The sequence below is a fragment of the Roseburia sp. AF12-17LB genome, from assembly GCF_003479605.1.
In the GTDB taxonomy this organism is placed as follows: Bacteria; Bacillota; Clostridia; order Lachnospirales; family Lachnospiraceae; genus Roseburia_C; species Roseburia_C amylophila.
This window is the reverse complement of the sequence record NZ_QUHR01000004.1, coordinates 1-23,472: the sequence shown is the minus strand read 5'-3', so window position 1 is coordinate 23,472 and position 23,472 is coordinate 1. Positions and strand designations below refer to the sequence as shown.

The 23,472-nt window shown below is 38.2% G+C and carries 21 protein-coding genes, 4 tRNA genes and 2 pseudogenes; 7 read left to right on the top strand and 20 right to left on the bottom strand.

The features are described from left to right. Positions 1-44: 44 nt before the first annotated feature. The 12 genes from DWV68_RS06295 to DWV68_RS06240 all read right to left on the bottom strand — a co-directional run bounded on the left by DWV68_RS06295 (position 45) and on the right by DWV68_RS06240 (position 12,028). The gene (locus DWV68_RS06295) at positions 45-803 is read right to left on the bottom strand and encodes a putative ABC transporter permease (protein ID WP_158561552.1); all 759 of its coding nucleotides are present in this window, start codon (positions 801-803) and stop codon (positions 45-47) included. Next, positions 797-1,267 (bottom strand): phosphohydrolase, encoded by a 471-nt coding sequence (locus DWV68_RS06290; protein WP_118057737.1) that lies wholly within the window; start codon positions 1,265-1,267, stop codon positions 797-799. The genes DWV68_RS06295 and DWV68_RS06290 overlap by 7 nt, the downstream gene beginning before the upstream one ends. 125 nt (positions 1,268-1,392) lie before the next feature. After that, complete coding sequence (locus DWV68_RS06285) at positions 1,393-1,653, bottom strand: Gfo/Idh/MocA family protein (RefSeq protein ID WP_330415621.1); 261 nt, start codon at positions 1,651-1,653, stop codon at positions 1,393-1,395. A gap of 210 nt (positions 1,654-1,863) precedes the next feature. Beyond that, positions 1,864-3,087 (bottom strand): hypothetical protein, encoded by a 1,224-nt coding sequence (locus DWV68_RS06280; protein WP_118057736.1) that lies wholly within the window; start codon positions 3,085-3,087, stop codon positions 1,864-1,866. After that, on the bottom strand, positions 3,077-3,559 hold the full coding sequence (locus DWV68_RS06275) for an RNA polymerase sigma factor (protein ID WP_118057735.1): 483 nt from the start codon (positions 3,557-3,559) through the stop codon (positions 3,077-3,079). Before DWV68_RS06275 ends, DWV68_RS06280 begins: the two co-directional genes overlap by 11 nt. Before the next feature lie 146 nt (positions 3,560-3,705). After that, entirely contained in the window at positions 3,706-4,674 is a 969-nt protein-coding gene (locus tag DWV68_RS06270) for a PfkB family carbohydrate kinase (protein WP_117699239.1), read from the bottom strand. Positions 4,675-4,796: 122 nt separating this feature from the next. Beyond that, entirely contained in the window at positions 4,797-6,263 is a 1,467-nt protein-coding gene (locus DWV68_RS06265; RefSeq protein ID WP_330415648.1) for a glycoside hydrolase family 32 protein, read from the bottom strand. A 39-nt stretch (positions 6,264-6,302) separates the two neighbouring features. Next, positions 6,303-7,409, bottom strand: a complete 1,107-nt coding sequence (locus tag DWV68_RS06260; protein ID WP_118057761.1) for a glycoside hydrolase family 172 protein — start codon at positions 7,407-7,409, stop codon at positions 6,303-6,305. A 20-nt stretch (positions 7,410-7,429) separates the two neighbouring features. Then, positions 7,430-8,257, bottom strand: coding sequence for a carbohydrate ABC transporter permease (locus DWV68_RS06255; protein WP_022242530.1), 828 nt, complete (start codon positions 8,255-8,257; stop codon positions 7,430-7,432). After that, positions 8,254-9,186: a carbohydrate ABC transporter permease gene (locus DWV68_RS06250; RefSeq protein ID WP_117842185.1), complete on the bottom strand. Its 933-nt coding sequence runs from the start codon at positions 9,184-9,186 to the stop codon at positions 8,254-8,256. The genes DWV68_RS06255 and DWV68_RS06250 overlap by 4 nt, the downstream gene beginning before the upstream one ends. Positions 9,187-9,273: 87 nt before the next feature. Then, positions 9,274-10,566 (bottom strand): ABC transporter substrate-binding protein, encoded by a 1,293-nt coding sequence (locus DWV68_RS06245; protein WP_117699248.1) that lies wholly within the window; start codon positions 10,564-10,566, stop codon positions 9,274-9,276. Position 10,567: 1 nt separating this feature from the next. Continuing rightward, positions 10,568-12,028, bottom strand: coding sequence for a glycoside hydrolase family 32 protein (locus DWV68_RS06240; protein ID WP_118057733.1), 1,461 nt, complete (start codon positions 12,026-12,028; stop codon positions 10,568-10,570). A gap of 260 nt (positions 12,029-12,288) precedes the next feature. Between DWV68_RS06240 and DWV68_RS06235 the strand changes: the two genes are divergently transcribed. Beyond that, positions 12,289-13,338 (top strand): LacI family DNA-binding transcriptional regulator, encoded by a 1,050-nt coding sequence (locus DWV68_RS06235; RefSeq protein ID WP_117947250.1) that lies wholly within the window; start codon positions 12,289-12,291, stop codon positions 13,336-13,338. 26 nt (positions 13,339-13,364) lie between these two features. Beyond that, positions 13,365-13,631, top strand: a pseudogene (locus tag DWV68_RS15160) (DUF624 domain-containing protein); the annotation flags it as partial. Positions 13,632-13,756: 125 nt separating this feature from the next. Here DWV68_RS15160 and DWV68_RS14690 read toward each other — a convergent pair. Together DWV68_RS14690 and DWV68_RS06225 are read right to left on the bottom strand one after the other, a co-directional pair. Further along, positions 13,757-13,957: a hypothetical protein gene (locus DWV68_RS14690; RefSeq protein WP_118542276.1), complete on the bottom strand. Its 201-nt coding sequence runs from the start codon at positions 13,955-13,957 to the stop codon at positions 13,757-13,759. A 48-nt stretch (positions 13,958-14,005) separates the two neighbouring features. Next, a tRNA-Cys gene (locus tag DWV68_RS06225) sits at positions 14,006-14,076 on the bottom strand. Between the two features lie 189 nt (positions 14,077-14,265). On the opposite strand from DWV68_RS06225, the gene DWV68_RS06220 reads away from it, so the two are divergent. Further along, positions 14,266-14,817 carry a hypothetical protein gene (locus DWV68_RS06220; RefSeq protein WP_118665320.1) on the top strand — a complete coding sequence of 184 codons (552 nt, stop codon included), beginning with the start codon at positions 14,266-14,268 and terminating at the stop codon, positions 14,815-14,817. A gap of 76 nt (positions 14,818-14,893) precedes the next feature. Here DWV68_RS06220 and DWV68_RS06215 read toward each other — a convergent pair whose 3' ends face one another. From DWV68_RS06215 to DWV68_RS06205, 3 genes are read right to left on the bottom strand one after another with little or no spacing between them, the layout of a single operon-like run. After that, the gene (locus tag DWV68_RS06215) at positions 14,894-16,276 is read right to left on the bottom strand and encodes an NCS2 family permease (protein WP_117699227.1); all 1,383 of its coding nucleotides are present in this window, start codon (positions 16,274-16,276) and stop codon (positions 14,894-14,896) included. A gap of 26 nt (positions 16,277-16,302) precedes the next feature. Then, a complete protein-coding gene (locus tag DWV68_RS06210; protein ID WP_118665318.1) occupies positions 16,303-18,009 on the bottom strand; it encodes an adenine deaminase C-terminal domain-containing protein in 1,707 nt (568 codons plus the stop codon). Then, positions 17,993-18,559 carry a phosphoribosyltransferase family protein gene (locus tag DWV68_RS06205; protein WP_022242521.1) on the bottom strand — a complete coding sequence of 189 codons (567 nt, stop codon included), beginning with the start codon at positions 18,557-18,559 and terminating at the stop codon, positions 17,993-17,995. Before DWV68_RS06205 ends, DWV68_RS06210 begins: the two co-directional genes overlap by 17 nt. A gap of 779 nt (positions 18,560-19,338) precedes the next feature. Between DWV68_RS06205 and DWV68_RS06200 the strand changes: the two genes are divergently transcribed. Then, positions 19,339-20,217, top strand: a complete 879-nt coding sequence (locus DWV68_RS06200; RefSeq protein WP_117842179.1) for a LysR family transcriptional regulator — start codon at positions 19,339-19,341, stop codon at positions 20,215-20,217. An 87-nt stretch (positions 20,218-20,304) separates the two neighbouring features. Here the strand turns inward: DWV68_RS06200 and DWV68_RS06195 are convergent. Together DWV68_RS06195 and DWV68_RS06190 are read right to left on the bottom strand one after the other, a co-directional pair. Next, positions 20,305-20,375 (bottom strand) — tRNA-Cys (locus DWV68_RS06195). Between the two features lie 69 nt (positions 20,376-20,444). Beyond that, a tRNA-Glu gene (locus tag DWV68_RS06190) sits at positions 20,445-20,516 on the bottom strand. A 219-nt stretch (positions 20,517-20,735) separates the two neighbouring features. Here DWV68_RS06190 and DWV68_RS06185 point away from each other — a divergent pair. The 3 genes and pseudogenes from DWV68_RS06185 to DWV68_RS15155 form a co-directional block, all read left to right on the top strand. After that, positions 20,736-21,629, top strand: coding sequence for an ABC transporter ATP-binding protein (locus tag DWV68_RS06185; protein ID WP_118665316.1), 894 nt, complete (start codon positions 20,736-20,738; stop codon positions 21,627-21,629). Between the two features lies 1 nt (position 21,630). Then, on the top strand, positions 21,631-22,425 hold the full coding sequence (locus tag DWV68_RS06180; RefSeq protein WP_117842177.1) for an ABC transporter permease: 795 nt from the start codon (positions 21,631-21,633) through the stop codon (positions 22,423-22,425). 266 nt (positions 22,426-22,691) lie between these two features. After that, positions 22,692-23,044: pseudogene (locus tag DWV68_RS15155) on the top strand (IS91 family transposase); the annotation flags it as partial. Positions 23,045-23,262: 218 nt separating this feature from the next. Here DWV68_RS15155 and DWV68_RS06175 read toward each other — a convergent pair. Beyond that, a tRNA-Asn gene (locus DWV68_RS06175) sits at positions 23,263-23,335 on the bottom strand. Between the last annotated feature and the right edge of the window lie 137 nt (positions 23,336-23,472).

Genomic DNA, 23,472 nt, shown 5'->3' with positions numbered 1-23,472 from the left:
AAATATTTATAAAACCGGTACCGTAAAACCGGTACCGAAGGCTTCTACCCCCGGAACCGGTCTTTCACTTTCTCCACATATTGAACACACAGTTCTTTCCGTTCTTCCACAAAACTGCTACAGCGCTCCTTCTTCTCTTCGAAGTAAATTTTACAGTACTCCTTCTGCTCCCCTGCCATATAAAGGTAACATTCTTTCCGGTCCCGCATCTGCCGTGCCAGCTTTTCCATTCTTGCACGGACGGTTTCCATATGTACGGTCGTATAAACCACATCAACTACAAAGAGAATATATAGGAAAAGTACCACTCTGGTGAGCACCAGCTCCGGAATTGCTGCGGTAAGCTGCATGATTACCGGATGAACGAAGCGGAGCAGTATCACGTTTCCGATTCCGAATATGATGCAGCCATAAAGACAGATTCTCCCGTTCAGATTATATCTGTATCTGGTATAATCCCACCAACGTTTGTGGAACATACACTCCATCGCATAAGAAGTAATATACTCTACTACGCCGGAGGTAAACATGGCTGCCACAAAGATTGCCGGCACATTTCCAATCCAGCCAATGAGCCAGTAATTAAGCACTGCTCCCGCTCCATAAATCGGAATCCACGGACCTCTTAAGTAGCCACGGTTGATAAATTTATGATATTTTATCCGGGAGCAAATGGCAGATTCATAAAGCCATCCTGCTGCACTGTAAATCACAAACCACAGGAAATAAATTCTGCCAGCTACCAGAAAATGCAGGAACACATTTCCGCATGTGCCCATAAATTCTCTTACCTGTACTAACATACTTCCTCCCTGCATCTGCGCTGTAAGGTCTCTCTGGTAGAACATCTCTTGTCAATCCAGCAGACAATCCAGCTTTCCAAGTATTTCGGCGGCACCAGCGTCAGCGGAAACATATGCTTCTTGATAATGTCATGCTCTATCGGAGTTAATTCCACATCCATGCTGGCATTCTGCAGTGCTACACCCGGATGGAAAAATCCATGCAGATGATGCGGCGTCAGCTGGTTATGCCAGTCATATAAGAAATAATCGTGAAGCAATGCTCCCCGGATCAGCTGCTCCATTTCTACCTGAAGCTGATGTTCTTTTGCAAAAAGGTAACTTTCATATGCCACCTGAACGCAATGCTCGTATACCGTGGTGGTTCCATGCTGAATATGCTCCCTGGACTGCAAAATTCTGGTTTCTGCCTCAACCTGCTTTAATATATTCATGAAATAAGTATCTTTACTATAAGCTTCCATTTTCTTTAACTTCCTTACTTCTCATCTTATTCCATCTTAATCAATATCATGTATTACGTCAATGCCCGGATTCTTACGATTTCCTTAACCTGTAACCATGAATGTTTTTTATAAATACCTGAAAGCTATAAAAACACCTTTTCGCAGCTTATCATTGCCCGCTTCGGCTGCTTGGAATGCATGGAAAGCGCAACTGCTGCCATCTGGTCTGAATCATTTTTTAATAAGATGGTTGCCTGCTCATCTGAACCAGTTGGTGATACCTTTCTCTGACTCACAACCTCTTCCGGCTTTTTATCCATGAAGCTTCTTACAATAGAAAGTGCATATACGCCAATGTCAAGCATTGCCCCGCCTGCAAGATTCATATATAAAAAAAACTTCATCTATGGAATCATAGACCTTTGCAATGCCATATTTTTCCGCAAATGCTACTGCTTTTTCATATTATCTCTTCCTTTTTTCTTAACTGATTTCTCACTTTTGCCATAATCTTATCATAAGAAAATGCATTTTATAAGAGGCTGCCACAGCCGGATTTTGGTAAAAAATCTATCCAGTGTAACAACCTCTTTTATGTCATATCTTTACTAAATTTACTTTATCAAATCGACGCAGTCCGGTTTTATCTGATACAATGCTTCTGTAAGACTTCCGTCTTCATTGCGGAAAACAACGGAAATCCGAAGTGTGGAAGCATCTTCTTTTCCATCGTTTCCTGACATGGTAATTGCATTGACGCTAAAATATTCATCCTCTGCAAGCCAGTTGGAAACTTCGCCGCTTCCGCCATTTGCAACATAATCTTCTTTTTCAATATACTGTGTTCCAAAATCTACCCAGCCATTTTCGTCCGGTGTAGCAGAAAATACCGGATAATCCTTTACGATTTCAAAATAATCCGATAAATTATCTGCTGTAATTCCATCCACGAAATCTCTGACCTGCTGATTCATATAGCCTGCTGCAGCTTTACTTTCTGCTCCGGTAATTACGCTGACTTCTGCTCTGCCGGCAGTTCCTTCCGTATCTGCTGTCTCAGCTCCTGCCGCAGCTTCTTCAAGCTTCTTAAGGTACTCCTCCGCTGCCGCCGGATCTGCCTTAGTGGTATCTAATGGCAGGGTAAAAAGTGCAATTGTGCCAGCATAGTCTTCCACTTTACGGTAAGAGCCACTTTCATTGTCCATTCGAAATGCAGCCGTTTCGCTCCCGAAGCTGTCCACGATTCCCAACTGTACGCCACGGTCTGCAAATATTTCCAAATCATCACATTCTATCAGCTCATAAAGAACGCCGTCTTTACAGAACCAGGTAAGTGTCTCATCCATGGTTGCTGCATTGGCATCCAAAAAAGACACGCCATTGATTAACGGTGCCACAAAGAAATTGCGGTCTTCCATATCCGTTCCGTCACTTTTTGCAATTGCAACAGCTGCATAAGTATGTGATTTGCTGACATTTTCCCGAGTTTCCTGTGGTACACAAAGCTCTAATTTTTCTCCGGACACCAGTCCTAATAAGGTAATATCATAGCCATTGCTCTGCTGCGTCTCATTGACGCTTACCGCATCCTCTCCGGCAAATGCCCGGCTCAATGCTCCATTGTCCGCTACTTCATCCGCAATCTGTGACGGACTTAGGAAATGATACGCTGCATAGGCACTGCTGCCGCCTAACAACAATACGGCGCAGGCACTTGCTGCGATTAATTTACGTGTTGGATGAAATTTTCTATTATGATTCATATTGACCTCCAAAGAAATATGTCCGGAGGCATGCAAAGAAGAAAAAGCCTGTTTATATCTTTCTTTATCTGTCATTTTCCCATTCCTCCTTTAATACATTTCTGAGCAGTCTGCGACCACGCGTCAACCTGACCTTCACGTTGCTTTCTGTCACATTCATAATCTTCGCGATTTCCCGGATGGTGTAATCCTCATAATAAAATAAATGTATGACGATTCGATACTTCTCTGGAAGCTTCATGACTTCTGTAAACAGTGTCTGGGCTTCTGGTGTCTCAAATGTCAGTGTCTCCATATATTCTTCTAACGGCACACCTTTCTGCCGCCAGAAAGAAAGATTGATATTCTTTGCTTTATTGATTGCCACCCGAATGAGCCATGCTCTGATATGCTGCTCATTTTCAAATTGTCTGTTGGTTGTATGATATTGAAGAAAAGTATCCTGCACCACATCATCGGCATCTGCTGCATTTTTACAGATATTGAAAGCCGCTGCAAATAAATGGTCTTTATACTTTTCCGCTAATACCTCAGTTGCTATTCTCATGAGTGATCCCTCATATTTCTTTTCTGTTTAAAAGGCCTTTCACTATATATACAAATGGGGATGGAAAAAGGTTACAAAAAAAGAGCTGACCGACCCAAACCTCAACTGTGCCACAGCTCTTTTTATTGTCCAAATCTTTTTATAAATTATAACATATTCCTTTGAAGCAGTTCTTCTATTTCACTCTTTTTTGGTATTGCACGGATAACACCTTTTCTGGTTGTCACTATAGCTGCCGCTGCATTTGCCAGCTTTAAAAGTTCCTCCAACTGCTTTTCTGTCAAATTATTAAAATCATGTTCCAGAAGATAATTCAGCACACTTCCCATAAACGTATCTCCTGCACCTGTTGTCTCGATTGTCTTTACAGAAAATCCACTACATTCCACACGCATTCCCTTATAATAAGCGCGGCTTCCTTCTTTTCCCATTGTTAAGAGAATGAGTGGTATCTGATATTTTTCCTGAAGGCATCTGATTCCCTCATCATAATCTTCTTTTCCAGTAACAAACTGAATCTCATTATCAGAGATTTTCAATATATCACATTGACTAAATCCATAATTCATCTGTTCTTTGGCTAATTCTAATGAACTCCACAAAGGTTCCCTTAAATTTGGATCAAATGAAATGAGTGCTCCACTCTCCTTTGCCGCTTTAACCGCTTTCTTTGTTGCAGCTCTTACACTATCCTGTGTCATAGATAACGTTCCAAAATGGAAAATTTTTGCCTGGGAAATAAATGTTGTATTAATTTCATCTTCTGTCAGCATCATATCAGCACCCGGATTACGATAAAAAGAGAACTTACGGTCACCATCCGGAAATGTATGTACAAATGCAAGTGTTGTATTTACAGTACTGTCTGTAAAAAGATTGGAGGTATCAATTCCAATATCATTTAACGTATTTCGAAGCAATTTTCCAAACTGGTCTTTTCCAACTTTGCCAATAAATGCTGTTTTCTTTCCCATTTCATTTAACATTGCCAGAACATTACATGGCGCTCCACCAGGACATGCTTCAAACAAATCATTCCCCTGTTCACTCTGTCCATTCATCGTAAAATCAATTAATAATTCTCCCAATGCAATAACATCAAAGCTCTTTTTCATATTACGATTCCTCCTATATTTCTTCCTTTTGTTTTTATAGAAATGAAACCAGTTCTTTTCCGAACTGGTTTATCACTTCCTTTTCTTCTATATCATCATACCATGAAATGAAATTCATTTTTTCACGGTTCAATTCCATACACTTCTACATTTTCCAGCACAACACTTCCTTCTACTGCCTGAAAATATATTTTATTTTGTTCATTTCCCGCAAATACATTCATAGAATGATTATTTTGATAATTATCAGTAAATAATTCTAAGGAACTTTGATCAGATAAAATATGAACATCTAATACATCTTTTTCTTTTAAAAAGAGTATACTGTGTGATATCCCTTTACTCCATCCATCTGCCTTATTACGATTTACTTTTAATTCTCCATTCTTCAAATCAAATATACAAACTGTTTGATTTATTTCATCGCATCTTAATTTTACAAGTAATTGCTGTGCATTGCTCGCTCGTAAATTTATATTAAATTTCAGTTCAAATGCTATTCCATCATCTGATTTTAACTCTTGTTGCGAATCACAAATCACCAACTTGTCCTGAACATATTTACCAGTTTTTTTTCTACATTTTTTTAACTCCCGTATCGGAACAAAACTCAATCTTCCACTTTTGGTCATATTAACTTCGCGCGGAAAATTAAAGAATCCGCACCAGTCTTCCCTGTAAGTCGGTCCCCAGTCTTTAAAAAACGGCATCCATTCCCATTCATTTGCCCATGCAACCATAATTCTTCTTCCATCAGGTGCCTGAAATGATTGTGGTGCATAATAATCAAAACCCCAATCAATTTCTCCTGAAACATCATAATCAAACCTGCCGGTATCATAATCAAACGAACCGGTTAAATACACACAAGTCCTCTCTCCTGCATCGATAGGTGAAAAAGTTAAAACATACCGGTTTCCTATACGAAAGAAATCAGGACATTCCCACATGGTTCCCCATTCTCCCCTGCTTTCTGCTAATACATTTATAAATGCCCAATGTATCAAATCTTCTGAGCGATACAATAACGCCTGTCCTTTTTGATTTTTTGAAGCTCCGCATACCATATAATAGCTGTCTTCGTGTTTCCATACCTTGGGATCCCGGAAAGAATCTGGCGAAATCCCTTCCGGTGCTGTTAAAACTGGATTTTTTTCATATTTTTCAAAATGAATACCATCTTCACTATAAGCAACACACTGTGTCTGGACAAATCCATTTCCATGATTCGTTGCTGCTGTGTATATTAAATATAGCTTTCCGTCAAATTCAATTGCACTTCCGGAAAAACATCCACCCTTCAAATGATCTTCATAAGGTTCACTTGGTGCTAATGCAACCGGAAGATACTCCCAATGAATCAAATCATCACTGACAGCATGTCCCCAGTGCATATTTTCCCAAAAACTCTGATATGGATTATACTGATAGAAAAAATGATACTTTCCTTTGAAATATATCAATCCGTTTGGATCATTAATCCATCCCGTTTCTGCCATAAAGTGGTATTTCTGCCTCATTTTTCCCTGTGAAACTTTTTCTTTATTCTGATTAATTACTATTTGTGCCCGTTCAATTTCCTGAAGCATTTTTTCCTTTGACATCAATTGACCTTTCTGCTCCCTTTTCTATCTTGGCCATCTTTTTTCTTTCTCAGGAAGCTTTGAAAAAACATTATGTGGTTCCTTCTGATACCAGTATGCAACACTTGACAAATCATCCTGACGTTCAAATAAACCTTTATGTCCAACACCAATCTGTTGCACAGTAACCTTAAGCTCCTCATCAAAAAACACCGGATCCATGACATGCCAGCGATAAAAACCGCGCATTGGTGGACAATCATCATTATGATATAAATTATTTACCAGATCATCATGCCTTGAATAATATGGATATCCAAGAAAAGGAGTTGTATATGTCTGTTCTATCGTTTTTCCGTCTTCATGTTTGGCAAAACTCCAGGAACCTCCAAAATAATCTTCCATTCCGGTTCCACAGATTGTTGGATATTGTTCATCTCCATCAATATAAAACTTTACTTCTCCTTCACCCCACCAATATCTTTGAAGTGTAGACAATGCTATATATGTACCGATATAATGACCACTACCTTTTATTCCATCTGCAATAACATAATCTTTTCCCAGCTCGGTAAGAGCTTCTCTTCTCCAGCTTGCGTGAAAATATTCCGTTTCTTCTGGCAGATAATTGTATAAATTATAATCAATCTGATAAAAAAAAGCCGGAATTGCATTTGCATGCTGATTTTCTAATGTAATAACTGCTCTCTTTTTAAATGGCATCTGAATATAAGAATTTAACCCTCTGGATGGGACAACTGTTATAAGACTGGAATTAATATAACACTCTTTTCCAAATCCACAACAGAAAAAATCCCCTAACGGTACTTCTACTGATGGATTTTCCTCGCCGTCCCAATACATTCTGAGAACCAGGTCCCTAAGAACAAAGCAATCTCCTTCTGACGTTTTATTATCCGTTGTTATCCATATATGATGAATAATTCCCGGACCATCTATTTCTCCTAAAACAACCGTCTCTCCCGGCTGGATATCATTCAAACACGGACTGCCTTTTCTTGATTTTCCGAGAACGCTGGCTGCCATACCTCCCTTTCCCTTTTCTCCTGTCCTGTTTTCAGCATTAATCGCCCTGCTTTTTCCATGTGTCAGATAGGGAAGCATTGCTGCTGTTCCTGGCAGCATAATCATATTTTTATCCATTTTATACCTTATCCTTTCGTTGCACCCATAGTCATTCCAGCTGTTACCCATTTATTTAATGCAAAATAGATTACCAGTGGAGGAAGAATTGAAATTGCTATTGCAGCAAATGTTGAACCCCAGTCCACATTTCCAAATGCTCCGACATAATCTTTTAATCCCATTGCCACTGTCTTGGCTGAAGTATCACTAATAAATGTATTTGCAAAAATAAAGTCATTCCAAATCAGAATACTATACATGGAAGCAATTGTAATAACGGTATTTCTTGCTAATGGGAACACAATCTGAATAAAAGTCCGAAGCGGTGAACACCCATCAACAACCGCTGCCTCTATCAATTCATTCGGAACAAATTCGTAAAAACTTACAAACATCATAACTGATAAAGGTAATGCAAATCCTACCTGTGGTAATATTAAAGAAAAACTTGTATTTAAAATACCTAGTTTACTATAAAAAATAAATAATGGTATTAATGTAATCTGTACTGGAACCATAATTCCAAATGTAAAGAAAGAATAAATTGTTTTTGTTCCTCTTACTTTAAATTTTGACAATGCATATCCTGCAGTAGAACTTAATACTACAATCAGAATCAGCGAAATAACGGTCACCTTTAAACTATTCCACATATACATACCGATTTTACCATCTGATAAAACCTTAGAAAAATTTTCCAGCGTAATACTCTTTGGAAATGCAAATGGAGCTGCTGACAACTCTACGGTTGGTTTCACACTTGCAACAAACAACCATATGACCGGATATATCTGAATGATTAAGAAGAGAATAATCAATACTGCAAATATTATTTTTATTATTTTTTTCTTCAATGATTTCCCCTCCTATTCCTTCTGATGCGTTCTTTTTCAATTCTTTTTTCTTCTTTTTGTTCCTTTGAAGTAAAAATTTTTCTTAAAATATAAACAACTAAAATACTTTCAATAATAATAAACACCGCTAAAGTACTGCCATAACCATACTGGTTACTTGAAAACGCCTTTTTATACATATATGTAGACATTAATTCGCTGGCATTTCCCGGTCCACCACTTGTCAATAAAAATGGAATATCAAATCCTCTTAATGCTCCTGTCAAACACATCGTCAAAGTCAGAAGTATAATATCTTTTATCAATGGCATTTTAATTTTAAATAATATCTGCATTTCAGAAGCGCCATCTATTTTGGCAGCTTCATATACAGAAGGATCTAATGAAACCAGTGCAGCATAAAATATAACCATATACATTCCAGTAAATCTCCATCCTTCCGGTATGGATACAGCTGGTAATACAGTACTTACTTTCGCAAGCCAGGACGTTACCATTCCACCTAAACCTACTTTTTGTAATATCTGATTCAATAATCCCATAGGCTCTGTTGAGTACATACTTCTAAAAAGCTGTGTGATAGCAACTGTTGTAATAATACATGGTACATAATACAACGTTTTAACCAGTGTCACATGCTTTGTCATATATGTCAGCAATATTGCAAAAAACAGTCCAATTAATAATTGCATGGAAACTACAATAACAAGGTAAATCAGATTGTTAAAAAATGCCTTATAAAAAACTTCGTCGTGAAACATAGTCACATAATTTTCCAATCCGACAAACTGCTTTTTTCCTATTCCTCCCCATTTCATAAAACTTAATCGAATAGACTCTTCTATTGGATAAAATACTGCCAAAATATAGAACAATAATCCTGGAAGTAAAAATGCCAGAAAGGCCTTTTTGTTTCTTATAACGCCCATTATAACTCCTTCCTTTTCATTTATATAAATCTGTTACGAGATATGTATTACCAATCATGATAATACATATCTCGATATGTCATTTACTTATTTTGTATATTCTGCAATAGAATCATCTACCAGTTTACAAAAATCGTCTACTGATAAATCACCGGATGCCAGCAATAATAAATTATCCTGCATAACGGTATTGGTATTGGAATCAAGGTATGTATCCCAAGGCTTCAGGAAGTTTTCACCTGTAGACTGCATATCTTCCTGAATTTTCAGATAAAGATCTGAGTATTCAACATCATCCGGTAAATCGGTTTTAATTGGAGACATCTGCTGTTTTCCAGCATATAATTTACCATAATTATCAATTACATATAAGATAAAATCTTTTGTTTTTTCATCAAATGTTTCTGCATTAAATGCCATACCAATTCCAGAATTTATACAAAATTCATTTGGCTGTGTTTTTGCACCTTCAATAGTAGGAAGATAAAAATAATCAATTTTACCCTGCTCATATGCATCCTGCATAGCGCCGATTTCCCAGTCACCAATATAATACATTGCAGATTTTCCATCTAAAAACATTGATTGTGCTGTTGCATAGTCTGTTGCAGCAAATCCATCATTAAAATACTGACCCATTTCTTTCATAAATTCTGCTGCTTCTCTTCCGGTTTCACTGTCCATTTTCTCTTTTCCATCTCTTAAATTAATGATAAAATCATTTCCGGTTTCTCTAAATGGAAGCATTGCTAAGTATCTCTGTACCGGCCATCTGTCAACACCATCTACCGAAATCGGTGTAATTCCATTATCTTTTAAGGTTTTACATACATTCAGCCACTCATCCATGGTAGTTGGTGGTGTCAGATTATACTGTTCAAAAATTTCTTTGTTATACCATGTCATTTCCACATGATATTCTAATGGTAAAGTATACATGGAACCATCTGTAAATTCCTGATATTTTAATGCAATCGGATAGAAATCATCATATCTGTCATTATCTTTTAAAAATTGTTTTACATCTACTAACATTCCTGCATCTACCAGCTCCTGACAATATGGATCGGCATCAATATCAATTATATCCGGCATATTGCCTCCGGCAATTAATGTCTTTAATTTCTGTAAATAGGAAGGTCTGTCCGCTGTTGTTTCAAATTCAATTTTCCACTTTCCGCCTTTTTCTTTACTGTACTGATCTGCAATTTCATGCATTACCTGATCTATTTCACCATCCACAGGTCTTGATGTCATCCACGTAACAGTTACCACATCATCATCATCATTTTTTGCTTCTTTTTTTGTAGAACCACAGCCTGCAATCAACCCTGTTACCATTGTTGCTAACAATAAAATACTCATCATTCTCTTTTTCATTTTAATCCCTCTCTTTTCTTGTTTTTATCACAAAATTGTTTAATTCTACTTCTCCCTGTACCACATAAACACCGGCATAGCCACCTTTGTGATCATACATTCTGGTAGATAATACAATTTCATCATTAATATACACAATACAGATATCATCTTCTCTTATTATCAGTAAATGATATTCATCTGCATCCGGAAGCCTTCTGGATGTTTCTATCTGGTATGGTACATCACCTTTTATCTGCCACTGATAGATGCCCTTTTCTGAACGTGGCCACATATCCCATGCTACTTCCTTTTTCCGTTGATTCATTCTTAAAAAATAACCCTTTTCCATTTCAGAATCAACATGTAACGCTATTCCGAATTCATGTCCCCGCTTCACACAGACATCCATTTCAATTGAAAAGCAATCTTCCGGAATTTCATAGACACCGGAGCCTAAGGTATCACTTATTACATGAATTCCTTTTTCTGTCTTTGTTATCCGGCTATTATAGCCTGCTGCTGGTTTCATATCCTGTACTTCATCATAGAACTCTTTCACACCTGGAATAACACGGACTTTTAATGTTCCATCTTCCGGATTCTGAATCAATTCATGGAACACCATTGTTCCACCCCATTCCCATGGTCCAAAATCTTTATTTCCATATTTGCTTGCAATCCATCCAAATGCAAATCTTCGCTGTCCATCTGATGCGGTTTTGATTGCATAATCTGATCTGGTGTCAAAGACATCATCTTCAGGAATTTCCCATGGTCCATTTGGACTTTTTGAAATTCTATAATGTGTAGTAAATTGATCCGAAAAAGTGGAGAAAACCAGATACCAGTAATTTCCCATCTTGAAAATTTCAGGACATTCCATGGTGATATACATGCCAGGGGCATAAAACGGTTTTTCATAGGTCCATTGTTTCAAATCCTTTGACTTACACAATGCAATACAGCCTCCCCTTAATTCACCTCCTCCTTTAATTCTTGAAGCCAGAAGCATGTCATAACATTCATCTTCTTCGTTCCAGTATACAAATGGATCCCGCCAGTCAAATTCTTCATATTGCTTTCCATCAGAAACAAACAAAAATTCTTCTACTGTATTAAGATGTTCTAAATCTGTTCCTACTGCCTGCATTACAGACTGTACACTTTTTCCATTAATTTTTATATCTTCATTATACGCAGTAAAAAATGCATGATAAAGATTTTCTTTGTCTTTTATTACGGAACCAGTGTAAGCATTCTTATTTGGCTTGTCATCTCCTCCTCTCTTGATTGCTTCCCCTTTGTATTCCACATTTACAAAGTCTTTTGTTGTTACAAGATGCCAGGTAGTTTCTTCTGCATACTCTTTGTCTCTGATTCTTGGATCATGCAGATAATAACCATAAAAAGTTCCATTTTCATAATACGGTATTAAATCTCCAACCCATGCATCTTTTGGTCTGTACAATAATTTTTTCATATGCACCTCTCTTTGCACTATTTGCATGTTTTTTCTCGTTCTTTTTATGCTCAAATTTTAGCATATGCACTATTTATTTTCAACATACCTTTCTCAATTTTATCATTTTCTATTTTTTTTACATAATAAAAACTGTTGTTTTATACATGTTATACATCTTTTCATTGTTATTTTGTGCATTTCATGCATTTTTATTTTTCGCACATTTTCTTCTTCCTTTATTCTTAATAAAGTGTTACAATAAATCTGGAGGTGGAAGTATGAAATGCACGATTAAACAATTAGCCGAAGAATTAAACTTATCCAGAAATACTGTTGCTAAAGCTTTAAAAAACAGTAATGAAGTTTCTTCGAAAACAAAGCAGCGGGTTTTAAATAAAGCCAGAGAACTGAATTACAATAACATAAACAAAGAACTTTTTTCCGAATCGGGAGATGTTACTTCTCCATCTAATGTGAATAATGGTTCTATCCTGTTTCTTACCAAAACCTATGCACCAGACTCTGAATTCTGGACTGCGGTTTTAACAGGTATTGAATCCATCTTATCTAATGCACATTATCATCTTGTAATTGGAATCATGTCTGAAAGTGATTTGAAAAAAATGGATTTTCCTACTGCATTAAAAGATCCTTCCATTAAAGGTATTATTCTTGTGGAAATTTGTGATGGGGCTATCTGCAATGCATTGTTACAATATAATCTTCCAATTATTACTGTTGATTTACCAAAGGATTATAATCCTGCTTTAGATATGATAGATATTGTTACTATGGAAAACAAAAGAAATATTCACCGGATTGTAAATCATTTAATTTCCAAAGGTGCCGAGCGTTTTGCCTTTGTTGGAGATATTTATTCCGCAAATGTAGGACGAGGTTTTCAGGAACGTTTTGATGCATTACAAGAATGTCTTTCTGATAATCATCTGGAACTAGACCGGAAACATTGCTTATTAACAGAAACTTCTGATGAATTTCAGGACTTTCAAATAGTCGTTAAAAAATTACAAAAGATGGCTTCTGTCCCGGATGTATTTATTTGCGGGAATGACCGTACAGCAATCCAATTAATATATGCTCTTCAATTTTTGGGTTATCAGATTCCAAAAGATGTAAGTGTAGTAGGATTTGATGATATTCCTGCTTCTGAAAGGATTACACCTTCTCTCACTACAATACAGACTCCAAAAAAATACCTTGGTATTGCTGCAGCCCGCCAGATGTTAGAGCGGATACAATATCCAAACTCTCCTCATTCATATATGGAATATGAAACAAAACTTATTATCCGGGATTCCACAATATAGAATTAATTTTGAAAGGATATTATACTATGGAAAACTTCTTTTCACTTGATGGTAAATTTTTTCGATTTATCAACAAATTTACCAGTTTAATTGCTTTAAATTTTTTATTCATTATTACATCCCTTCCTATTATTACAATCGGGGTATCCTTTTACGCCCTTTATCAAACAAATTTAAAACTTTCACAAAATACAGAATCCTATATTGCAAGAACTTATTTTTTCTTTTGGAAAAAAAATTTAAAGCAGAATATTCTTCTTTGGTTACCTGTAATGATTTTATTTATATTTTGTCTGATTAACTTATACATTTTACCTTTTATGCCAGAAACCTTTTTCAGGTCTCTCACTCTCTGTATACAATTTCTTATTTTGTTGTTATTGCAGGGATTTCTTATTTATGCATTTTTTCTTCCGGATCAATACAGAACTACTTTAAAACATACCGTAAAAAATGCAGTTATATTGACTTTTAAATATCTTCCAGCTACTTTTTTATGTATTTGCATAAATGCACTACCAGTTTCTATTCCCATATTGTTACCAAAAATAACCGGATATGTGTTAGCAGCTTTTATTATAATAGGCTTTTCCGGAATTTCATTTCTACATACTTTCATATTGCAACTACTATTAAAAAAAGAGAACCTCTTCGGTTCTCTTTAAAAAGGCGTCTGCCGGATTTGAACCGGCGATAAGGGTGTTGCAGACCCGTGCCTTACCACTTGGCTAAGACGCCGCATATTTAATTGTGTCAATTCACACTCATATAGTTTACCAAAGCAGCACAAATCCGTCAAGAGAGAATTTACAGATTTCTACCTGCTTTTTACACAATTCCATGCAAATTTATTTGCTTTTTTTACATAAGAACAGTATACTTATAATGTTATAAAATATTAAACCATTTTTAGGAGGAACAAATATAATGGAAAAAGGTAAGTTAGGAATCAGATTATCATTTTATGCAGTAGCCGCATTTATCCTTGCATTCTTAGGATACAGCACTGTTCTTGCATTACTGACTGGTTTCGTTCTCATCGTGGAGAAAAATGAATGGGCTTCCCGTCAGGTAATTCAGGCATTTTTCTTATGTATCTTTGCAGATATCGTAAATGGTATTTTAAACATTTTCGATTTCTTATACCAGATACCTCTTATGGGTTCTGTATGGGGAACAGCAATTTCTGTCATCGATGGTATTGTAAGCCTTGTAGTTCTGATTTTCTGTATCATGGCTCTTGTAAACACAGCCAAAGGAAACGAAGCAAACGTTCCTGGATTAAACGGACTTGCAAACTGGGCTTACGGCATTGTAGCTCCAAAGGTAAATCAGGCACAGCAGGCTTATTATGGACAGCAGCAGTTTAACGGACAGCAGCAGTTTAACGGACAGCAGCAGTTCAACGGACAGCAGCAGTTCAACGGACAGTCACAGCAGTTCAATGGTCAGCAGCAGAATCCAAATCAGCCACAGTAGAATTATTACATAGCGAAAAAATTTAAGCGCAGAGCATTCATTGCCCTGCGCTTTTCTTATGCAGTTCTTCAAAAGATTATAAGGAAATCATCAGATAACGGATAACAAAGAGTGCGGATAATACTACTGTGATAATATTTAACTCCTTGAACTTTCCGGTAAAGATTTTAATTAATGTATAAGCAATTAATCCAACGGCAATTCCGTTTGCGATGGAGTAGGTAAGCGGCATCATGATTAATGCCAAGTATGCCGGAATTGCTTCAGATACATCATCAAATTCCATATCTTTGATGGCACTTAACAAAAGACCACCTACGAAGATTAATGCCGGTGCTGTTGCACAGGATGGGATGATGCTTACAAACGGAGCAAAGATGATTGCTGCTAAGAACATGATTGCTGTAAATACAGAAGTCAGTCCGGTTCTTCCTCCTACGCTGATTCCGGAGATACATTCACCATAAGTGGTAACGGTGGAAGTACCAAATATAGAACCGCCAACCGTTGCAATTGCATCACAGAGAAGGCTCTTCTTTGCATTTGGAATATTTCCATCTTCATCTAACATATTTGCTGATTTTGCAGTTCCGATTAAGGTTCCGATGGTATCAAACATGTCAACCATGGAGAAAGTGATAATCAGCATGATCAAAGTTAAAATTGCCTGTCCTACCGAGCTTCCCATAAATAATTCCCGGAAACCGCGGAAACATGCGAATAAGGAAACATCTGCAAAATCTTTTACCTGGGCACCAAAGTTAATCTGGAAGCCATCAAATACCGTATTTCCGGTGAAAATTCCAAGAATAGTTACTACAAAAATACTGATTAAAATAGAACCGGTTACTTTTTTCTTATAAAGAACGGTGGTAAGTACGATTCCAAAGAAGGCTAAAATTGCGCCCCAGCAGGCCACCGGATTTTCAGAAAAAGTAGAAAAATCCACCAACGATACCATGGTACTTTCATTTCCTACAATAAGACCAGCATCCTGGAAGCCGATAAATGCAAGGAACAATCCGATACCTACCGATATGGCAACTTTTATATTTTTCGGAATTGCCATTACAATTTTTTCCCGGAAGGAACATAAAGTAATCAGAATAAATAATGCACCGGAAATGAATACCATTGCCAGTGATGCTTCATAGGAATAACCCATGCCAAGCATTACGGTGTAAGTAAAAAATGCGTTCATTCCCATACCAGGTGCCTGGGCAAACGGCAATCTGGCAAGAACTCCCATTAAGAAAGTTCCTAAAAATGCAGACAGACAGGTGGCAAAAAATACGCCGTTGAATACCTTATCATACATATCGGTTCCTTCAAAAGGTGTGGCAAGCATTGCCGGATTTACCATGATGATGTAAGCCATGGTAACAAATGTTGTGATACCTGCAATAAACTCGATTTTTACGCTGGTACCATTTTCTTTCAGTTTGAAAAACTTTTCCATAATAAACGTCCTTTCTTTTGTTTTATCTAAACCAGTTCACAGACTGGAATAAATCGATTATTTATAATATCTAATAATCCCCGGTTGGTAATTGCCATCTCCGGAATGACGGCAAGGGAAATCTGAAGACTCATGGTGAGGATTGGATTCTTAAGGATACAGCCGTGTTTCCATAAATCAGCTAAAAGTCTATCTGTTTCCTCTACAAATGCCTCCATTGGCTTCTGGCTTAATATGCCAAGTACCGGAAGTCCTACAAACTGTTTTTCTTCTCCATCCCTTACATAAGAAAGACCACCCTGTTTTACAATGACCTGATTAAATGCCAGCGTCATATCCGAAAGAGAAGTTCCAAATGCAATCAGATTCTGGGTATCCTGTCCTACCGAACCGGCAAATGCTCCCTGCAGTGCTCCTGCCTGGCTGATGATGCCGATTCCGATGGAACCATCTTTCCGGTAACGGTCTACTACTGCACAATACATTAAGTCATCCTCTAAAATGAGTGCACCGTTCTTTACCGGAAGCGTTCTCTCTTCGTGAATTGTCTCCAGGATTCCGTCCACGATTTTTACAATATTGACTTTTACTTCGCCATCTATGCAGCCTTCCGGCAATGGAATCGTAAGTTCTCCTTCTTTTAAATCATCCCGCTTTATGGAATGGATCACTTCTTTCGGATAATCCATTCGCGGATAAGAAGCCTTTGCAATTTCTCCGTTTACAATAACATCCTGCACCTTAAAGTCTGTTAAATCCTTCACAAGTATCATATCTGCACGATATCCCTCTGCAATGACACCTCTGTCCTTTAAGCCATAGGCTGCTGCCGGATAAATCGTTGCAAGCTTGATAGCCTGAAGCGGCTCCACACCTTCTTCCACAATCTGCGCCAGTGCATAGTTCATATGTCCATGCTCTGCCATATCTTTCGCTGTAATACAGCCATCGGTAGAAAGTAAAATATGGTCGCTGTCTCCTGCTTTATCTAAGAATTCTTTTGCACTTGCAGGCTCTTTTAAGGAGCCACGGCGGATAATGACATACATTCCTTTCCTGAATTTTTCTAACATTTCCTCCACCGTTACACTCTCATGGTCGGAGCTTACGCCTGCTGCAATATAGGTATCTAAGTCAGCTCCCAATACACCCGGCGCATGTCCGTCTATTTTTAAACCTTTTTCTTTTCCATAATCTAAGATTTCTTTTAAAGAAGCTTCCTTTGCAATGACCCGGTTATAATCCATGGCTTCTGCAATTCCATACATGCCATATTCTTCCACCATCACTTTGACATCGGAAAGCATCACCTGTCCATAACAGTCTTCATATCCCGGTGCTGACGGAACACAGGGAGATGCCATCCAGACCGGTGTAAGCTCTGTCTCCTTCATCTCTTCCATCAGATATTTTGCACCTTTATGTCCTAAGACATTTACTGCATCATGAGGGTCTAAGACTGCTGCTGTGGTTCCGTTTTGTATCAGTGCCTCTGCAAAAGATGCACTGCTTAACATGCTAAGCTCCACATGGGTATGGGCGTCAATTAATCCCGGCAGGGCAGTAAGCCCTTCCCCATTGATTACCATAAGATGCTCCTTTTCTTCTATTTCACTGGCATCAATATGCTCTGCAATTTTCTCAAAACGACCATTTTTGATATAAATATCCCCGGTTTTTATCTCATCTTCCAACACATCTGCAATCGCAACATTCTTAATCAACAGGCTCATAGGATTCTTTTCCTTTCTGAAACAATGGTAGTTTCTGTAAAAATGTGATATCTGTCCGCTCTGCCGCTTTTCCCTCTGCCAGAATTGCAAGCCTGCTGCAAACCTCTCCTCCGGCTTTCTGCACCAGACGCTCTGCCGCAGCCAGGGATTCTCCTTTTGAAATCACATCATCCACAATTGCAACTTTCTTTCCCTTTAACTTCTCTGCATCCGTTTCATCCAGAAAAATGTCCTGATTTCCCTCTGTTGTAATGGAATGCACCGCATCCTGGATAAATGATTTCACATAGGACTTCACGCTTTTCCGGACTACCACAAATTCCTTCATATGAAGCTGCTTTGAAATCTCGTACGCCAGGGCAATTCCCTTTGCTTCAATGGTCAGGATAATTTCTGCTCCATTGGCAAATGCCGCCAGTTCCTTTCCTGCTTTCTCAATCAGCTCCGTATCACTGATTACCACAAAACTTGCATACGCTGTTCCATCTGACAGTTTAACAAAAGGCAGTTCACGTTTCAGACCACATACTTCTAAATCATAATGTTCCATTTTATCTATATCCTCTTATCCATCATTATATATCCGCCGGAAATGTTCTGTCTCCTTCGGATGTATTGTAACTATGAAAAACACGAAAGGTACAACACGTCCCCGTATTGCACCTTTGCTTACATACATTTGCATTATAATAGAAATTGTTTTATAATAAAAATACTATTTTTACTTGATTTCTATAATATTTTTATTATATTGTGTGGAGGGGAATTGTAAAGAAAAATATTTTATTTCAATATAATTAGCCGGTTATGCAGGAAGATTATTTTATCTGATATGAAATGTCTGCAGTTCTTAGTTACATGTTTTTCTTGATTATAAACTGTCTTTCCATTGCTTTAAGAGGATAACTGCTCTGTCCGCCGAGTACGGATGCTGAATAATGTCTGCAAGGGGCACTAAGAATTTCGACCTATAACTGAATAAGCCTGGCAACCGGCGCAAATTCACATCCATGTTCATATGCGCCTCGCTGGCACTTCCCTGTGCCAGCGTTGCCGGATGCCAGACGAAATTTCAAGTGCCCCTAACAGCCCTTAAAATGCATCCGTACTTCGGCGAACCGGGAAGTTATCATGTCAAACATTGGAAAGACTGTTTTGATAACAGAAAGAAAAACATGTGCTTTAGAACTGCGGCATTTCATATCAAAAATAATCTTCCCTGCATACCCGGAACTATATTGGAAATCCTATATTTTTTACAATCCCCCCTACAAACCACATAAATTATATTTTCAAATGATTCCTACAAAACAAAAGAGGTATTTTATTATGACATTAGACTCCTACCGTAACTTTGTAACCATTGTAGATTGCGGCAGTATCGTAGCGGCTGCCAATAAGCTTCTGATTGCACAGCCTTCTTTGAGTAACCAGCTAAAAAATATTGAGAAAACCTATGGTGCGAAGCTTCTTCTCCGGGGAAACCGTTCCTTAGAGCTGACGGATGCAGGAAGAATCTTTTACAAACGTGCCAAAGAGATTTGCATGATGGAAGAGGGCTTACGAAATGAATTGCTGAACCAGAAAGCCGGCTTCTCTGAACTGTTGAAGATTTCAATTCCAGCCGGTAACTCTCCTTATTTTCTGCACAAATTTTTTGATGCCTTTATCGCAAAGCATCCGAAAGTAAATTATGACTTTTATGAGATTCCAAGCGAATTTGTTATTCCGAATGTCTTAAATGGAATTACGGAGATTGGGCTGATTCGCTCTGCCGCACCCGGACATGGTGCGCTTACACTTTATCCCTATGAAAGAGAGGATATTGTTGCGCTGTTTCCAAAAGACCATCCCCTGGCTAAAATCAAAGGAAAGCTTTCTGTCCCGGACCTTGCCAACTACCCGCTGGCAATTCCTTTTGACTGTCTGGATATTGTTTATGCTTCTTTTGGACACTATCTTCTTTCGCCAAATGTTTCCATGATTACTTCTCCGAAAACCACTGCCATTGAATGGGCGCGCTCTTTTGGAAGTGTAGCCTTAGTCTCCCTGACGAAAGAGGACATACGTGAAATTAAGGATATGTGCATCAAATATATTTCCGATGAAAACCTCTATATTATGAGTGCTTTTATTATCAGCAAAGACCGGCACCTTTCGAAGATTGCGAAGGAATTTTTGCAGGTGCATGGTATTGAAGTTTCTTAAGGTGCTCGCCAAATCTGCATGCAAGCATGCGATTTTTCTCGCTACTCGCGTAAAAAAAAGAGAATCTATAAAAGATTCTCTTGAAAGAGGCGACAACCAGATTCGAACTGGTGATAAGGGTGTTGCAGACCCGTGCCTTACCACTTGGCTATGTCGCCATATTCTGTTGTAACACTTCCAGTATATGCAGTGGCACATTTTTTATGCCTCATATTCTGTTCGTGTAGTGACTCCGACGGGAATCGAACCCGTGTTACCGCCGTGAAAGGGCGATGTCTTAACCGCTTGACCACGGAGCCAGATACGTTCCAACGACCGTCAGAACGTGTTTTAGTATACCATAGAGTAGTGGTGATGTAAAGCGTTTTTTAAGAATTATTCGTCATAATTTTGCTCAAAATTATTCTCTTTAAGGGTACACTTCTTTTCTCTTTCTGTCTATCTTTTAAAATTTTCTTCTTGACATTACTGTCTTAGTGTATTATTGTAGTAATACAAATAAAGAAGGAGATATGTTTATGGAAACAATATTGCAAACAACGAATCTTTCCCGGCAATTCGGTAAGAAGATGGCTGTAAATAATGTAAATATGACCATTCACAAAGGTGATATTTACGGATTCATTGGAAAAAACGGTGCCGGAAAAACAACTTTCATGCGCCTTGTCTTAGGTACTGCTTTCCCTACCAAAGGAGAAATCAAATTATTTGGCGGCGAGCCTTTCGATAAAGCCAGACGCAAAATCGGTTCTTTAATCGAAGCACCTGGACTTTATAAAAACTGTACCGCCTATGAAAACTTAAAGCAGTTTTCCTTAATTTACGGTGGCACCGATGCAGAGATTAAGGAAATCCTTTCTCTGGTTGGGCTTGCTGATACCGGTAATAAAAAAGCCGGCAAATTTTCCCTTGGAATGCGCCAGCGTCTTGGTATTGCCATTGCACTTCTCGGCAATCCGGAGTTCTTAGTCTTAGATGAGCCGGTAAACGGTCTTGACCCTGCCGGAATGAAGGAAGTCCGTGATTTGATTTTAAAGCTGAATCATGAGAAAAATATTACAATTCTCATTTCCAGCCACTTATTAGATGAGCTGTCCAAAATCGTTACCAGATATGGAATTATCAACGACGGTATGCTGATTGAAGAAGTTACTGCTGCAGAATTAAATGAACGCTGCCAGCACAAACTGATTTTTACAGTAGATGATGTGCAGAAAACAGCCACTATTTTTGCAGAAACTATTCCGGCAGAACAGATTCGCATTGCCGGCAATCAGGTGATTCTCTCCTCACATCTTGAGGAAGCCGCTGAATTAAACAAACGTCTGGTTCAACAGGGCGTTGCGGTAAATAGTTTCTGGGTGCATGCAGAAGGACTTGAACAATACTTTATGAAACGGATAGGTGGTTAATATGGGACAATTATTTAGATTTGAATTTCGAAAATTATTCCGTCAGAAGAGCTTTTACATCTGTGGCTGTGTGTTAATCGGATTAATTCTTCTGACCGCAGTAACATTAAATATGATTTACAGTTTATCACAGGGAAATATGGAAGCTGGCGGCGTAACCGTAAGTGCTTCTGACGATGGATTCCTTTATACCGGCATATATATGCTGGTTGGTGCAGTATCTTCCAGCAACTTTACGATTGTACTGGCTGTATTTCTTTCCCTCTTTGTATGCAGCGACTACACCAATGGCACTTTAAAAAATATCATTGCAAGAGGCTACAGCCGCACCCGCATTTATGCGGTAAAATACATGGTATCCTTAGCTGCCACAACGGTTTATACCATTGTCTGCTGGCTTACCGGATTCCTTGCCGGCACTGCATTCTGGGAAGTTGGAAGCCTTTCCGGTACCACAGGAGATCTGGTTATAACCCTGCTTTTACAGCTTCTTGGTAACTTTGCATACACCTCCCTGTTCTTCCTGATTGCAGTTCTATTTAAGAAAACAGGCGGTTCCATCGCAGTCGGTATCATCGGTCCACTGGTTTTATCCATGATAATCTCACTGGCAGACACCCTGACCCACAAGAAATCCTTTGATTTTGCCGACTACTGGCTGGATAACTGTATGGTTGAGACTGCAACAGACCTTATGGCTTCAAATATGATTACCCGCTGTCTCATTTGCTTCCTTATCTATGCGGTACTGTTCTATGTAATCAGTATCTTCGTAGGAAGACGCAATGAAGTGTAACTATATGAAAAACTCTTTATGAGTTATTCACCATAAGAACTTGCTACCGGCAGCTTCTTACGGATGCTGAGCAGCATAAAAAACGCCCGCAGATATGTCATGATATCATGAGCAAAATCAGTTCATCATATCATGACATATCTGTGGGCGTTTTTTTGTGCTATTTTTTAACGCTATTCTTCAGTGATACTTATAGTGCTATTTCTTAACGTTACTTCTAATGCTGCTTTTTAACGCTATTTCTTACACCTATGACAATTTCCATTTTTCATTTGCCCTGTAAGCTTGTTGCCTGTGTTCACCGTCATTATGTTTTCACTATCCCGGAAGAGCTTCGTGCTTATTTTTCAAAGACAGATCTCTCTTAGATTGCTTATTCCATTCTGTCCGCGATGTTGTCCTTCGTATTTTTTCTAAAATGAATAAAACGGAAAACTTCACTCCCTGGCGTCCTGTCAAACATTTTGACTATAACTTTCTTCGTAATGCCTTTCGTAAAGTGCTGCTTGAACAGCTTACTTTCCGCATTGGTTCAACTTTTCACAAAGTTAAAAATGAAATGTACACGAAATATGCCGATGGTTTTTATGTTCTTGCAAAGCCAAATCTCTGCACTCCATTCTTCTCTCTTTCGGATACAATCCTCTATGTTGTTCCGAATGTGGTACTTCTATGTTGGTTTTAGAAGTTTACCACAAAAAAAACTGCACTATTTACCATTCGCTCTTTTGTCATGTCATTTTTTATTTCCAGTTTATTATAACACTATTTCTGAGATTTGAGAAATTTCCTGTAAAGTAAAAAACTCGATAGCAAAATCTGCTATCGAGCAATCAGCTCCCCGAGTAGGACTCGAACCTACGACAGCGCGGTTAACAGCCGCGTGCTCTACCAACTGAGCTATCGAGGATTATTAAGTTAAAGAATGACGTTCGCCTGAAATCAGGTAACGCCATTGTTAAAGGTACATACCTTCAAAACTTCATACAGATTATTTCCGAGTTGCTTTGGTCAAGCCCTCGACCGATTAGTAACAGTCAGCTCCAC